Below are 15,108 nucleotides of genomic sequence, written 5' to 3'. Positions count from 1 at the left end.
TGCCCTTTGTGAATGCAAAGGGCAAAATGGATGACAGCAAATGGCTTACAGTACTTTTACTCAGAAAAAGAATAACCAACTTAAAGAACCAATGTTCCTTGGTCAGCCAGTCAACGTGGCTCGTTATGACCAACAAAAATACGATATTTTTGAAAAGCTGATCGAAAAACAGCTTTCTTTCTTCTGGCGTCCTGAAGAAGTTGACGTATCAAGTGATCGCATTGATTACAACAAGTTACCAGAGCATGAAAAGCACATTTTCATCTCTAACCTGAAGTATCAGACTCTTCTAGATTCAATCCAAGGTCGCAGCCCTAACGTTGCCCTACTTCCTTTGGTATCACTTCCAGAGTTGGAAACATGGATCGAAACTTGGTCTTTCTCTGAAACGATTCACTCTCGTTCATACACGCACATCATCCGTAACATCGTTAATGATCCTGCAGTCGTTTTTGACGATATCGTTGAAAACGAGCACATCATTAAACGTGCGAAAGACATTGCGCATTACTATGACAACTTGATTCAGCTTACTAACGACTACCACCGCTTCGGTGAAGGTACACACACAGTTAATGGCGAGACAATCAAGGTCAGCCTATCAGCACTTAAAAAGCAACTGTACCTTTGCTTAATGTCAGTAAACGCACTAGAAGCTATTCGTTTCTACGTGAGTTTTGCTTGTTCATTTGCGTTCGCTGAACGCGAGCTAATGGAAGGTAACGCAAAAATTATCAAGCTGATTGCTCGTGATGAAGCTCTGCATTTGACTGGTACTCAGCACATGATCAACCTACTTCGCAACGGTATGGATGATTTTGAGTTCTTACAAATCGCTGAAGAGTGCAAGCAAGAGTGTTTTGACTTATTTAAGGAAGCGGCTGAGCAAGAAAAAGAGTGGTCGGAATATCTGTTTAAAGACGGTTCTATGATTGGTCTTAACAAAGACATTCTTTCTCAATACGTTGAGTACATTACCAACATCCGTATGCAAGCGGTAGGTCTTGATGCTGCGTATCCACATGCAACCAGTAACCCTATTCCATGGATTAATGCGTGGTTATCTTCTGATAACGTTCAAGTTGCTCCACAGGAAGCAGAAATAAATGTACACAGCCTAAAAACCCCTGTTTTTTGTTACGACCATTCTTTTCAAAAAGCAGCTTAACCAGTATAGACCTCCATCACTATGAATAATCACATAAGCACAAAGAACTAGAACGAGAAATGACTTATGTGAAAAAGGAAATCACCAATATGAAATACTCAACATTTAACACTCAAAAAAATGATCAGCTTAAAGAACCAATGTTCTTTGGACAAAATGTCAATGTGTCACGATATGACCAGCAAAAGCATGAAGTTTATGAAAAACTGATTGAACGCCAACTTTCCTTCTTCTGGCGTCCAGAAGAAATTGATGTGAGTAAAGATCGCATCGACTACAATAAGCTTCCAGAGCACGAAAAACACATCTTCATTTCTAACCTGAAATACCAAACACTCTTGGATTCAATTCAAGGTCGTAGTCCGAACGTCGCTCTTCTTCCACTTGTATCACTTCCTGAAGTTGAAACTTGGATTGAGACTTGGTCATTCTCTGAGACGATTCACAGCCGTTCATACACTCATATAATTCGTAACATCGTCAACAGCCCAAGCGAAATATTTGACGATATTGTAGAAAATGAACATATCTTAAATCGAGCTAAAGATATCGCTCATTATTACGATGACCTAATTCAAGCGACTAACGATTATCATCGTTTTGGTGAAGGCACGCACACTATCAATGGCGAAGAGATTAAAGTAAACCTTTACGAGCTTAAGAAGAAACTTTACTTGTGCTTAATGTCAGTTAATGCACTAGAAGCTATTCGTTTCTATGTTAGCTTTGCTTGTTCATTTGCTTTCGCAGAGCGTGAGCTAATGGAAGGAAACGCGAAAATTATTCGACTTATTGCTCGTGATGAAGCTCTTCATCTGACAGGCACACAACATATGATCAATATGCTGCGTAATGGTCAAGATGACTTTTCATTTATGCAAGTTGCTGAAGAGTGTAAACAAGAGTGTTTTGACCTATTTAAAGCGGCTGCTGAGCAAGAAAAAGAATGGGCTGAGTACTTATTTAAAGATGGTTCAATGATCGGTTTGAACAAAGATATCTTGTGTCAGTACGTTGAATACATCACTAACATTCGTATGCAAGCTGTTGGTTTAGACGCCGCCTATCCAGGTGCAACTTCAAACCCAATTCCTTGGATAAATGCTTGGTTATCCTCAGATAATGTTCAGGTCGCACCGCAGGAGTCCGAGGTTCACTCCTATTTGGTAGGGCAAATAGATAATGAAGTCAATGCCGACGATTTTGATGACTTTGAACTCTAATGCCAACACTTAAAATCAACGGCTTACGGACTATACATACTAGCCCTTCAAGCACATTGCTCGAAACTATGGAGAGAGCTGGTTTAGAGCCAGAATACAATTGCCGCGATGGTCACTGTGGGGCGTGTCGTTGTAAGTTGATCTCAGGTGAAGTTGAATACGTAGGTTTCGCTATGGCTTATACGCAAGGTAATGAAATACTTCCCTGCATTTGTAGAGCGAAAAGCGACGTTGTCTTGGAGGCGGTTAATTATCGAGAGAAAGCTAAAAGCGCCTAAAACAACCCAGTGGTTAAAATAAAAACAGACCAGTATTTACTGGTCTGTTTTTTTTCAATATAAGCTAATTTCTTGTTTAACTATAACCTAAAACAATTTGTCCAAAGATACACCTCTACTAAGCAGTCAAAGTCAAACTAATTTAATTTTATTACTATGTTAAATTAGTTTTTGACCATTTGCAGACCATCGGTAACGAATGTATTGCTCAAATTCAGGTTCGTCTGCATGTTCCAAGACTATGACTTGAGGTCTAAATCCAACATGTTCATCTTCTTGAAGGTCATTTAAGAATTGCTCGATAACCTTAAATATATTGATAACTTGTTTTATATTTTCATCTACTTCTTCTTCATTTATTAACTCTTGCTTATTACTAGATGAAAATCTTCGCGTTACTTTGGGAAAATAAACTTGACTTGGTTGATCTAGAAATAACATAGCTGGAATTACTGATTTTGAGCTTGCAGTTAGTTTGAGAATAGATAAGAACACAGCTAAATGGCATGCCAACCAGTTTGCCCCACTTCCCATTTCTGACAATAAAATCTCCTGATTATTCATGAAATATGAAAAAGAAAAGTCCTCTACTTTGAATCTCATTTCACCATTTCTTAAATCATCTTCAAAATCTAAACTTTCTTTAAGCTCATTCATTGTTTTGTTAATGATTGCATTAGCTTCCGAAAATTTGTGCTCTAATCCATAGCCTTTAATTTGCTTATTACAAAGTTCTAACTCTTCTTTCAATTCACTTAAATGAGTCGAAGGTTTATATGGCTTTTGACTATCCAATACAAATTCAAGTGTGTTTTCTATTCTTCCACGAAGATTATTCAATTCATCTCTTAAGCCTAAATCATTCTTTACATTATATAGTTTCTTAAGTTGTCGAATTTCTCCATCTATCATGGATATTGATTGTTTCTGTTTGTCACGCTTTAATAGCAATGTATTTAGAGAACCGGAACTATCTTGTTTGTAACTCTCTACTTTTGATAGTTCTTTTAAGAGCATCTTTCTTGAATTATTAACACCTTCAAGCTTCGAATTAACAGACGAAACCGTTGAACTACATAGAGGACAACAAACTTCCTTATTTACGATAGAAATGCCTGACTCAAGTTCAGCTAAACGCGACATTGAACGCCCGTAATCTGCTGACTCTTCTTCATTTGATTCAATCAAACTAATTAGTTGATTACACTCATACAAAGAAGTAAGTTCTTTATCTTTTCGATTTTCCAAGTTCCTTAACTGCTTATTGAAATCAACATTTTGTTCCGCATTAATCGGAACAACTGGTAAATTTGTCGCAATTTGTTTCAATTTAGAAAGCGCAGCATCATCCTCTAAAAATTTAACATTAATAGCACGATAATACTGCTTAATCGGTATAAGTAATTTGTGCCTTTGACTTTGGACATCTAATTGGTGTTGTTTTTCTTCTCTTTCTATAATTTTTATCTGTTTATCAAGAACTTCTATTCGCTTTTTTAAACGATAGTATCTACTATCAACCCACCCCATAAAAATAGGGAATTGATTTATAACTGTCCGACTCTTAATAAAACTATCAAAACGATAGAACAAACTATGCTTATTTGCAATCAAGTTTTGATGCTGAAAAAATAAGGAGGTAGCGTTGCGAATAGATACTTTCCCTTTATTGATATCAGAATCATAACTATCCTCTTCACTGGTGTCTTCAACTGAAAGCCCTAAGTGTTCCTCAAAGTCTTGTTGGACCTCTTGTCTTGTTCTAGGTCTCATTCCACTAAAAAATAATTCGTTAATTCTTATTTTTACGTCAAAATCATTATCATAATCAACAGAAAAATAACATTTTGTTGGTTCCCTATTTGATCTCGCAATAATAATTTTTTTTTCATTATGTTCAAATACACAACAAAATATTTTTGTAAAATCAGTTACTTTACCTACAGGAATTGTAGAACGTTTCGAGAATAGGCAAAAATCAACAATTTCTATTAATGCGCTTTTCCCTGTTTTTGAATCGCCAGTTATAATGTTTAAACCTTGTTTAAAATTCAGAATTTTCGATTCACCATCATTACCAATGAGAACTATATTTCTTAGGTAAGCATTCATATATTTTTTACCTTGGATTTAAGAAAGACATTAACATATCCCTCTTTAGCGAAAATTATACCTAGATTATAGGAAGCTTTGTAAAATTCTTTTTTATAATTAGTATCCGTATCATTTGGGATAAATGCATCCTGAACCATTATATATTTACCAATGCTCAATTCCTTTATCGAACTAAGGTAGATCAAAGCGTCATTTGCTATATGTTTTGAGTATTTAACTTTAGTATCAATAAAAAATAGCTTCTCTTTCAATTTTTCATCGTTCAAAAAAGCTGTTTTAAATGTACTGGTTATTTTGGAATAAAATAGTTTTTGGCGTAATGCATCATCCATAACAAAAGGCAATACCAAATACATCAACTCAAACTTAGCTCCTCGTGGGTCAATTTTCTTTGAACCATCAATAAATGAATGCAAAATTTCAGATACAAATACAGGAGAATATTTTATATTTCTAATAACATGGGGGTTCATTAATCTAAGTCTTCCTGTTCATATTTCCATGTATATAATTTATCATTAATCGCCTCATGCAGTTTACCTCGCATGAAATAAGCTTTCGTATTAGCGATTTCTGGAACTTCAAGTACAGAACTATTATGAAATTTCAAGTATGCATTACGGGATGTCTCACTAGATTTAGTTGTATCTAAATCATCAGACACGATATCATAAGCTCGTTCGCTTTTATAACCTTTAGCTTGTTCAACAACATCTCTTGAGTAATCTATTAATATTTCTGGCATGACGTCAGGTTTCAAATCAACGAGCATTTCCTCGCTATTCTTAGCTTTGAAATAATCATTAACGGCATTACCTCTATCCTGAGCTTTTAAACCTATATCTTTATATTCTGTAATGAATAAGTAATCCGTCGTTGGTGATAAGTCATATTTGCTATTATCAACCGGAAAGGGAATTTTATCGCCGCTCCATCGATTCACTTGAAACTGGAAAGCGTCATCGAAGTCGTTAATATTAACTCGCCATAGCCTATTATCGGCTATGGCACGCTTATTAACATACGAGTAAGCCCAGTCTAAAATACTTTCTCGATAAGGCTCAGCTACGCATTTCAGGTTTCGAATCTCCAGCAAGCTTTTCCACTTTTCTTCTATTTTAAGTTGTGAATGTTCTATTGTGAATCGGGAAAGTATATTCTCTATTTCAGTTTCGCTAGCTTCACGAAAGATGGTGTCATAGAAAGACTTTGTCGAGGATGTAGGTACATGGGACTTTACTATTTCAAGTTTACGTTTAGCGCTCAAATCATTCCAGCCGTGGAAGGCTGAATTTTCAGCTATATACGAAGTTGTATGTAATACAATTTTTTGAAATAACGACGAATCTTCAACAACTAAGTTCTTGAGAGTTTTCCAGAAGTCTTGAGCATTGCTGGATAGGTTATGTTCGGTGCAATGGTGTTTAACTTCAGTGAACGTTTTACCATCATACACATCTCCATAACACTCAATCCAAATGGTTTCGTTAGATTTGGCTTCAAAACACTTCTCAATAGCAATCAATACTTGATAAATATAGCCAAGATACTTTGGTGTAGCATTGTTAGAAAAACCTTCAGACATCCTATTCACAGCCCTAATACCAGATCGTTTAAATTGAGAGAAAATTCAAATTCCCATGTTTTATACTGCATCAAGTGAAATTTATACCTGTAGCAACTAAAAAACTTTACTTACCATACAGTTAGCATGGTATTTATTTTGTACAATTATTGAATGATTGCAAGCAATACCTCTTCAACACAAGCAGCATATCGCATATCGTATTCTTAAAATTTGTATTAGATCAGATGAATAACCTTCATCAGAACAAAGTCAGAGCTACTAGCGAAGCTATTTTGCAAGCGTTGCGTTCATGAATGACTTTCAAAGCACCTGCTGCTTCTTCAACATCATATACCTGTGTAATTCAGTACGTCGTACAACACATCAAAATCACTAATGTGAAACTTCCGTCCAATGAATCTTGTGACACTTCTATGTGTCACAAATTTTTTGTACTACTCTTGCGCCAAAAAAAGCATTTTATGATTCAAATCAGTATGTGAAATGTGAGTTTTCAGTGATTTGATTGAAATTTCATCTCGGTGGTTCGTTTACACTCACCACTTGAACGTTGACAACTGATACAAAAACATTGTTCCCGCATAATTCATTCAAATTAGCTGCATCAATCATATAAGTTTTTTATACTAGTGCTAGAATAAAAACCATTATAAAAATAAGGATTCTCACTTGAAAAAGAACGATGAATTGACTCAAGATCTCATAAGTAAAATTTGTCAGGGAGTTATTACTGACAAACTATTATCTGAGCGTGAACTATCAGAGAAATACAAAATTTCCAGATTTAGTGTCCGAAAATCTCTTGCAAAACTAGAAGCTATTGGTGTTGTAAAATCAAAAGCAGGTTCAGGTTATTTTGTTAACACTTCCATTATAGGTTCATCATTGATATATAATTCTATCACTGAAAACAAATTCTTTGATATCTCATATAAAAAAATCAAGGTCAATAAATCCCTACCGACACCACATGAGATGCAAGTTTTTTCTATAAATGATGATGAATATATTTGGAATATAAAAAGACTTAGGTTAATAAATGATAAAGTCATCCAAATAGAAACCATGAAGCTTCCTACTAAAATGTTTCCTAAAATGGATGAAAAAATCATAGAAAACTCATTGCAAAAACATGTGATTTCGTTAGGAATGAATATTGATAGCTACTTAACCACATACAGAGCGATTAACCTATCAAAAGAAGATTCCGAATTATTTGGATGTAAACGTTCTAGTGCTGCCATGAACATTACTAATCGTGGTTTTCTTGATTCAGGCGAGGTCTTTGTCGTCAGTGATATCATTGACATCGATTATCAATGTACATACCACACACAATTTAACTCAGAAAGCCTTCAATACAGAGATAAAAATGGTCGCTAATAAGCGACCATTTTTATTAAGGAGTATGAATACTTCCGTCTGGTAAACGACTCTGAGTCCACTCATGCGGTCTATACTCGACTGGAAAATCTTTTGCCGCCTCGATATTAATTTCCACTCCGATACCAATTTCTTCTGATGCATATAAATAGCCATTTTTCGGTTCAGATGCATTAGGAAAAACCCTAAGAGTGTTCTCGCCATAGTGCACATGCTCTTGAATAGCACTGTTATGAAGATGTACGTTTAAATGGGTATTTACAGCCGCGCCAATAGGCGTCATATCAGGTGGACAATGCCAAGCAATTCTAACACCAAAGGCTTCGCAGAAGTGCCCGAGCTTTAAGGCGGGAGTGATTCCACCGATTTGAGATACATGGCAGCGAATAAAATCAACTCGACGATTTATAATTAATGATTTCCATTCTTCAGGATTATTAAACAACTCTCCTAAAGCTAAAGAGACAGACGACTGATTTCTAATATTATCCAACCATTCCGTTTGATTTATAGGCAAAATATCTTCAATAAAATATGGAGAATATTTCTCTACTTCTTTAGAAAATCTTATCGCTTGATTAGGAAACAGTCTTTCATGAACATCATGGAGAATATGAAACTTATTCCCATATTTTTCTCGTAATAACTTAAACATTTTAAGTGTATTATCAATATATTGGTCTTGGTCATAATATGAACCAGGTGTTGGATTCTCTGTTACATGAATATTCTCTGGTACACCACCATAAAAACCCAATTGACAGCGAATATGTTTATATCCCTCGTGTAAATAGGTCTCTATTTGTTCATATAAACCATCCATAGTTTCGCTTGTAGCGTGCGTATATGTTGCTATAGCGTCACGTGACTTACCACCAAATAGTTGATGAAGTGGCATGCCAGCTAACTTTGCTTTAATATCCCACAGCGCCATATCGATACCGGATATTGCATTATTAATTACTGGACCATTCCTCCAATATGCGTTAACCATCATCATTTGCCACAGATCTTCAATATTATCTGCATTTCTACCAACAATTAAAGGCTTTAAATATTCATCCACCATCGTCTTTACAGCCAATGGACGTTGTTGGAATGTTGCACATCCAAAGCCTTTAATGCCTGATTCAGTTTCAACTATAACTGTAATCAGATTATGCCTATCGGGTTTAGTTATTATGCACTCAATATTAGATATAATGTTTTTGGTCATATTAAAAGCTCAATCAAGTTCAATCTATTTTTATATAACGCTGAAAAACATAACATTTCAAGAGCTAAATTTAACTAAAAAACAACTGGTTCGTTTTGAGCCTTATTTTTCTAAAAAAAACAAACCAATCGCTAAAATAAGTGCATTTTTTTAAAATCCAAATGGTTTGTGTGATTACACTCACTTTTTTAACTCTTATTTTTATAACACCCATAGGTATGATTACACCAACAAATAACCAAACATCTTGTAGGTACAGTCATGGAATTAACTGAAAACAACAATACGATGGCACCGACTAAATCAATACATAATCAAAGTGAAATGAGTGAGCATTTACAATTACTTATAAAAGCTCTAGGTGGACAAGAAAACATTGTAAACATCACTCACTGTATGACTAGACTACGCTTTAAGTTGGTAAAAGATGAGTTAGCTAACAAGTGTGAACTAGAAAAGATAAAGGGCGTCAAAGGCGTCGTTCTTAGCCAAGGTCAGACACAGGTAGTTATTGGTGTGGACGTTGAGAAGTGGTACAACGAACTTTCTGGCATTAGCCAAGCTGATGAAGTTTCCGAAATTGAAAACCGTAAACTGTTTCAGAACGCAATGCGTGTGGTGGCTGGGATCTTTGGACCGGTAGTTCCTGCTATTGCTGGCGCAGGTATGTTGATGGGTTTGCTTTCGGGATTGATTGCAACCAATGTCATCTCTGAAAGTTCAGATACTGTATTCTTTTTTAGATCCATTTCAGTAGCAGTATTTTTCTTTTTACCTATGTTGGTTTCGTTTTCGTCAGCCAAAGTATTCAAAGTAAATGAATACCTTGCTTTGGCTGTAGCTTCTGCAATGCTCGCACCAAAACTGATAGACAAAGCAGCAATGTTGAAAGCAGCGGGTTCTAGTCCAGAACTCAATGTATTCGGTATAGTGCCAATTGAACTCATGGGCTATGGTGGTGCAATTGTCCCAGCGATTCTAGCTGTGTGGGTATTATCGAAGATAACACCTCTAGTCGATAGATTAGTTCCTAGCTCAGCTAAACCTGTCATTACCCCTCTGTTGGCTTTTGCTGTGACATCTACCGTTGTTCTGTCATTCGTTGCACCTGCTGGTATGTGGGTAAGTAACGGCGCTGGATGGATAGTAAGTACTCTTCTTGAAATATCGCCGACTTTGACGGGATTTGTGTTTGGTTTGACTCGACCAATAACAATCGTATTTGGTATTCACCACAGCATGACACCAATCAGCCTGAATAACTTTGCGTTGTATGGTAAAGATTTGCTAATGCCAATCATGTGTTTAGGTAACATGGCTATTGCTGGCGCAACAGTGGCGGTATGGTACAAACAACGTAAACATTCGTCAAAAGAGCAGTCATCTATCACAATCAGCTCTGGGATTACCGCTATTTTGGGCATAACCGAACCAGCTTTATTTGGTGTACTTACCAAATATACTAAAGCTCTACTAGCTGCGAGTATTGCGGCTGGAGTCTTCGGTGCAATCTCAGCAACCATTGACACTCATCTAACAACATACATATTGTCTTCTATATTCAGCGTACCAGCTTACCTAGCAGGCGGATTACAAAACTTCATTCAAGCTATTTTGGGTATCGTAGGAGTTTTTGTACTGTCCTTCATACTGACATCTATCGTCGTAAAAGCAGAATAATATAGATAGAACTAGCCATTAATAAAGCTCATCACATTCGTGATGAGCTTTTTACATCCTGCTGAACCACAGCTTCATTCAGTTAGAACAGAATTAGATCAAAAAGTCGTCTAAAGAGTTACCTTGATCTAATGCATTTTGGATTACGCTTGGAGTACGTCCTTGACCTGTCCAAAATTGTTCTGAACCTGCCGCATCAGTATATTTGTATTTAGCTGGACGTGGCGCTCTCTTTGACTTCTGCTTACTGTAGCTAGATGTCGATGAAAGGGCTGAAATCACTTCATTGATATCAATTCCTTGGTCTTTAATCTGTTTTGCAATAGCCGCTAGCTTGGCTTCTTTAGCTTGTTCTTGTTCTCTCAGCTTAGCCTCTTCTTCCCGTCGTTCTTCAACAACTAGAAGTAACTTACCATGAGCTTCATTCAGTTGTTCTAACGTTAGTTCACGAGAATATGCTCTCAAGCTGCGTAGGTTTAATAAAGTTTTTATTAGTTCGTTCATACTATTCCCAGGTTAATAACATATGTGCAAATTGGAACTTTCGACATATATGCACATACGAAGATTTTAAATCGTCTTTAAGGTACGGTAACGGAATGCTTAATTCAGAGAATAATTATATCGGTACTGTTCATGGATATATTTCGAAATCATAAACCCGACTATTCGATATCCTACACGTTTCACTCACAATATGTGTAGTAAATTCTACTTTGTATGTTTAATGAACATCAAACGATAAAATTCCTTATTTCGTTGAAAGGAGTCAACATTGAATTTTTTAAAATACGACCTCGGAAACCTTCAGAGAGGCGAAATTGTTGAAGTGACACTAACTAGTGGTGCCAATGTGCGCCTTATGGATAGTTCCAATTTTAATAATTATAGGAATGGACGTAAGCATAGGTTTTACGGGGGATTAGCAAAAAAGTCTCCTGCGCATATACCCGTCCCTAGTTCAGGTCATTGGTACGTAGCTATCGATATGCAGGGTTTAAGAGGAAGCACGAATGCTTCCGTGCGCGTTTTACCTGGTGCTCTACCAACAATCCAAGACCGTCCGCTTGCAGAAGTACCAAGCTTGCTACGTGATAATATCCCTCCACCCACAGAAACCGGAGGAGAGACACACGATGTATTCATTTCACATGCATCTGAAGACAAAGATGATTTCGTTAGACCTCTCGCAAATGCTTTAATAAACGAAGGTCTAAATGTTTGGTTTGATGAAATGACGCTCCGAATTGGGGATAGTCTAAGGCAGAAGATAGATAAAGGATTAGCGAATAGCCGTGTCGGTCTAGTCGTTTTATCTCCTTCATTTATCGCAAAAGGATGGACCAACTACGAATTAGACGGCATTGTTACACGGACAGTCTCTGGAGAACAGGTGTTACTACCGATTTGGCATAATATCACTAAGCAGCAAGTAATCGATTTTAGCCCTTCGTTAGCCGACAAAGTAGCAAGAAGCACTGCAACTCATACTGTGAATGAGATTGCGGCTGAGATAGCCGAACTGATCAAATCTAGATCGTAGGCGAGATTAGTTTAAAGAAGCTACCGCATAGGTAGCTTTTACAATGTTGATGCACTTTACTTTTGAGACGATTTACTCGGCTTTAGCCCTGGAGTATTTCCTGGGGTGTTTTTATTGTCACGTCTACGTTGATCTGGCTTCCCTGTTGACTTAGCAATTGGTTTTGGACCTGGTTTAAGTGCCATAATAGCTATCCTTATATGTATTAGAGGACATCCCTCATTTGTAAATATATGGAACAGCATTCTTATATTCAATATAGTATTAAAGAATTAATAGCGATTTTTTACTTCCATATTCGATGGTTGCAAGGAATTCGGAGTTCGCCTTTGCAAAGAAAGCTGATGGTGCTGTGTCATGTTTTGAAAAGTCTACATAGAGTGAACATCTGTATTGTGTTGCTACGCTAGCAAAGCGCCTTTATTCAATAGAAACTCGGCATAGTTTCACTGAGCTATGTTTAACCTATTGGCTCAAACTTGATCAATTATACAAATTGTGCCAGTTATATAATGCTAGATGCGATACAGTGAGCAATACACTACGTTCCTTAATATCCCAATGAATAGAGCTAAAAGCGTTCATAACTCTAAAATTTTCTTCTGAACCGTTACTAATGTTTATTCGAAGTCTGTCAAATCGGCTTATTAGTTTTTTAAATTCAGCCTCTTGGTAATCTTTTACATACAACTTGATTCTATCAAATAGCTCACTTCGCATTTCAATCGGCACAGCGTAGACAACATCTTTTATAATTGAATCAATGGAGCTGCTAGGTTCTTTCAATAAATAAACAGTGTGGTCTGGAAAGACAGTATTATAATCACGAAAATTCGGATTGCTTACTTTCATCTCTCTTGCTTTTTTTACAGCGTCTTCTACGGTCGGCATTCCCCAAGCCTTGCCAGTCGGTCTATCCCATGCGCCCCCATCAAGTACATAAATACTATAGAATATTTGACCTTCATTGGTTCTAGTTTCTTCTATAAAAGGCACGTCCCACCATTCTTCAATCTCATTAGAGTCACGCAACGAATGGGATTTATCTGGTAAAGGAGGACATTGAACAATAGGAGTCCCATCAATAATTTCAAAATTAGATTGAACTAGTGGTTGTTCACTTAAACACATCCGTATTTTCTCAGCAGTCAGTCCTTTGAAACAACTGGCAAGCTCATGACTCAATACTGCTTTACTACCTATGGATGCTAAGCCTAACCAACCGCTATAGGTTGGTTTTTCTTCTCTTGAGCATGAATACCCCTTGGAAACATTAACTAAATCGCTATGGGATTTGTAACCAAACGCTCTCGCCAATGCATCATTGCGCTTAAAGCTTGATGGCATTTTTTGTTCATGGTGCCGAGAACAAATCCAGATACAGTATTGTTCAGCTAATTCCTTGAAAGAATTTAACTCGGATTGAAAAACTATTACTTTAGGAATGATCATAGATATTCACCATTTTATTGGAACACTATGCTTGCCTCACAATATTCCATTAATGATGAATACTGCATTGTTGGTGGAAATGCCGTTGAGCATGGCAAGGCTCTCGGTGGCTTAAGCCGGATAGTTCTAAATAACATAATAGACCATACAGCATATTTCAACAGATTGCATTTCACTTGCTAAATCGAAAACACCCAGATTCTTTGCTAGTAACGACGCTAAGATTTATTGTCGAATATGATTTCGCCTTACTTGATCTTATAGCGCTCGCGCTCAATCAATGAGCGCTAGTTTTGGATAGTAGATTCAGTACAGCAACACCACATACGATTAATCCAATCCCAACAAATCCCCATGTATCCATTTTTTGCCCATAGGCAAGCCAAGCGATTGCAGTAACAAAAGCTACGCCCAAGCCAGACCATACGGCATATGCTATGCCGACTGGTATCGATTTAAGGGATAAAGCTAGAAAATAGAAAGAAATGCCATAGCCTAAGCAAACTATGAATGAAGGAATTAACTTTGAGAAACCATCTGTAGACTTTAATGTTGTGGTCGCAATCACCTCACCAAGTATTGCAATGGTTAAGAATAGCCAGTTTTTCACCAATATACTCCTAGTCTGATTGGATGAAGGGTCAGTATACTGAGTCTATTGATTAATTATCAGTCTTGTAAAAACACTTATTATCTGCGCAATAATTGCCCCTTTGTTTGTTATCACAGAAATTAATTAACTTCATTTGGATGAAAGTTTCCCTTACCAGTAGTAATCCGAGGGTGTGTCGCAGTAAGCTTTTTTGAAATTATGATTCATTTTGCAATCTAATATCCATTACCTCTCATTAACCTATTGATTATCAATTGAACTATAATTGGAAAGACTGCATGCTAGGAGTATGCAAAGCGGCTAAAAGCCGTATAGAAAGCGTTATGAGTGTATTAAGGAGGCGTTATCACTATCGTAAAAGAAGTGGCATATGATTATGCCAAGTCTAGTTTAGATCACGAACTAAAACGCTTTGATGCACTAGATTCAAAAGCTAATAAGTTTTTAGGTTTGGTATCTGCGGTACTAGGTATCTTTGCTAGTTTGGTTGGCTGGGGTTTTGGTAAATTCTTTCCCCCCGTTACCGCAATGCAATGTTGGGTTGTGTTTCTTTTATTTCTGATTGTATTTGGCTTAGTCGGCTCATGGTTTAAATTATTTGCATCAATCCGAATTACTAATATGCCAACATTAAAACTAGAAGAACGTGCATGTGATTATCTGTGTCAAGAAAATGAACAAGTAATCAAAGATATATTGAAGATTTATGCGAACCTAATAGAAGTCCATAGATCGGTAATGACTCAAAAAATTGAGTTGGTTGACTCAGCTTATCGGTATATTCAGTTCAGTGCAGTAATGACTATCGTCACTGCATACTTCATATTAATTTCTCAATTGTAAGGAAAA

At 36.7% G+C, this 15,108-nt stretch carries 14 protein-coding genes and 1 pseudogene; 7 read left to right on the top strand and 8 right to left on the bottom strand.

All coding sequences use genetic code 11. From position 1 onward, the window contains the following. Positions 1 to 40: 40 nt before the first annotated feature. From nrdB (ACOSVQ_RS05085) to yfaE, 3 genes and pseudogenes are all read left to right on the top strand, one after another. A pseudogene (nrdB, locus tag ACOSVQ_RS05085) lies at positions 41 to 1,108 on the top strand (class Ia ribonucleoside-diphosphate reductase subunit beta); the annotation flags it as partial. Positions 1,109 to 1,257: 149 nt separating this feature from the next. After that, positions 1,258 to 2,391 (top strand): class Ia ribonucleoside-diphosphate reductase subunit beta, encoded by a 1,134-nt coding sequence (nrdB, locus tag ACOSVQ_RS05080; RefSeq protein ID WP_491981487.1) that lies wholly within the window; start codon positions 1,258 to 1,260, stop codon positions 2,389 to 2,391. Next, positions 2,391 to 2,669, top strand: coding sequence for a class I ribonucleotide reductase maintenance protein YfaE (gene yfaE / locus ACOSVQ_RS05075; protein ID WP_491981486.1), 279 nt, complete (start codon positions 2,391 to 2,393; stop codon positions 2,667 to 2,669). The genes nrdB (ACOSVQ_RS05080) and yfaE overlap by 1 nt, the downstream gene beginning before the upstream one ends. Before the next feature lie 159 nt (positions 2,670 to 2,828). Here the strand turns inward: yfaE and ACOSVQ_RS05070 are convergent, their stop codons facing one another. The 3 genes from ACOSVQ_RS05070 to ACOSVQ_RS05060 are packed head-to-tail and all read right to left on the bottom strand — an operon-like array spanning position 2,829 to position 6,369. After that, on the bottom strand, positions 2,829 to 4,781 hold the full coding sequence (locus ACOSVQ_RS05070; protein ID WP_491981485.1) for a DUF3732 domain-containing protein: 1,953 nt from the start codon (positions 4,779 to 4,781) through the stop codon (positions 2,829 to 2,831). Further along, complete coding sequence (locus ACOSVQ_RS05065) at positions 4,778 to 5,257, bottom strand: three component ABC system middle component (RefSeq protein ID WP_491981484.1); 480 nt, start codon at positions 5,255 to 5,257, stop codon at positions 4,778 to 4,780. The genes ACOSVQ_RS05070 and ACOSVQ_RS05065 overlap by 4 nt, the downstream gene beginning before the upstream one ends. Then, positions 5,257 to 6,369, bottom strand: coding sequence for a hypothetical protein (locus tag ACOSVQ_RS05060; RefSeq protein WP_491981483.1), 1,113 nt, complete (start codon positions 6,367 to 6,369; stop codon positions 5,257 to 5,259). The genes ACOSVQ_RS05065 and ACOSVQ_RS05060 overlap by 1 nt, the downstream gene beginning before the upstream one ends. A 672-nt stretch (positions 6,370 to 7,041) precedes the next feature. Between ACOSVQ_RS05060 and ACOSVQ_RS05055 the strand changes: the two genes are divergently transcribed. Continuing rightward, entirely contained in the window at positions 7,042 to 7,755 is a 714-nt protein-coding gene (locus ACOSVQ_RS05055; RefSeq protein ID WP_491981482.1) for a GntR family transcriptional regulator, read from the top strand. Positions 7,756 to 7,771: 16 nt separating this feature from the next. Here the strand turns inward: ACOSVQ_RS05055 and ACOSVQ_RS05050 are convergent, their stop codons facing one another. Then, positions 7,772 to 8,971, bottom strand: a complete 1,200-nt coding sequence (locus ACOSVQ_RS05050; protein WP_491981481.1) for an enolase C-terminal domain-like protein — start codon at positions 8,969 to 8,971, stop codon at positions 7,772 to 7,774. 288 nt (positions 8,972 to 9,259) lie between these two features. Between ACOSVQ_RS05050 and ACOSVQ_RS05045 the strand changes: the two genes are divergently transcribed. After that, positions 9,260 to 10,651: a PTS transporter subunit EIIC gene (locus tag ACOSVQ_RS05045; protein WP_491981675.1), complete on the top strand. Its 1,392-nt coding sequence runs from the start codon at positions 9,260 to 9,262 to the stop codon at positions 10,649 to 10,651. A gap of 93 nt (positions 10,652 to 10,744) precedes the next feature. Here the strand turns inward: ACOSVQ_RS05045 and ACOSVQ_RS05040 are convergent, their stop codons facing one another. Beyond that, the gene (locus ACOSVQ_RS05040; protein WP_491981480.1) at positions 10,745 to 11,155 is read right to left on the bottom strand and encodes an H-NS family histone-like protein; all 411 of its coding nucleotides are present in this window, start codon (positions 11,153 to 11,155) and stop codon (positions 10,745 to 10,747) included. 271 nt (positions 11,156 to 11,426) lie between these two features. Between ACOSVQ_RS05040 and ACOSVQ_RS05035 the strand changes: the two genes are divergently transcribed. Beyond that, positions 11,427 to 12,194 carry a DUF1883 domain-containing protein gene (locus tag ACOSVQ_RS05035; protein WP_491981479.1) on the top strand — a complete coding sequence of 256 codons (768 nt, stop codon included), beginning with the start codon at positions 11,427 to 11,429 and terminating at the stop codon, positions 12,192 to 12,194. A 56-nt stretch (positions 12,195 to 12,250) separates the two neighbouring features. Here ACOSVQ_RS05035 and ACOSVQ_RS05030 read toward each other — a convergent pair whose 3' ends face one another. The 3 genes from ACOSVQ_RS05030 to ACOSVQ_RS05020 form a co-directional block, all read right to left on the bottom strand. Next, positions 12,251 to 12,379 carry a hypothetical protein gene (locus ACOSVQ_RS05030; RefSeq protein WP_491981478.1) on the bottom strand — a complete coding sequence of 43 codons (129 nt, stop codon included), beginning with the start codon at positions 12,377 to 12,379 and terminating at the stop codon, positions 12,251 to 12,253. A 298-nt stretch (positions 12,380 to 12,677) separates the two neighbouring features. After that, entirely contained in the window at positions 12,678 to 13,646 is a 969-nt protein-coding gene (locus ACOSVQ_RS05025) for a hypothetical protein (RefSeq protein WP_491981477.1), read from the bottom strand. 277 nt (positions 13,647 to 13,923) lie between these two features. Then, entirely contained in the window at positions 13,924 to 14,256 is a 333-nt protein-coding gene (locus ACOSVQ_RS05020) for a DMT family transporter (protein WP_491981476.1), read from the bottom strand. Positions 14,257 to 14,622: 366 nt separating this feature from the next. Here ACOSVQ_RS05020 and ACOSVQ_RS05015 point away from each other — a divergent pair, with 366 nt between their 5' ends. Further along, positions 14,623 to 15,102, top strand: a complete 480-nt coding sequence (locus ACOSVQ_RS05015) for a hypothetical protein (protein ID WP_491981475.1) — start codon at positions 14,623 to 14,625, stop codon at positions 15,100 to 15,102. Positions 15,103 to 15,108 lie beyond the last annotated feature (6 nt).

The sequence above is a fragment of the Vibrio sp. HM8-C genome (assembly GCF_058630515.1).
Note: the sequence above shows the minus strand (reverse complement) of the source record. Positions and strands in the feature narration are given on the sequence as shown.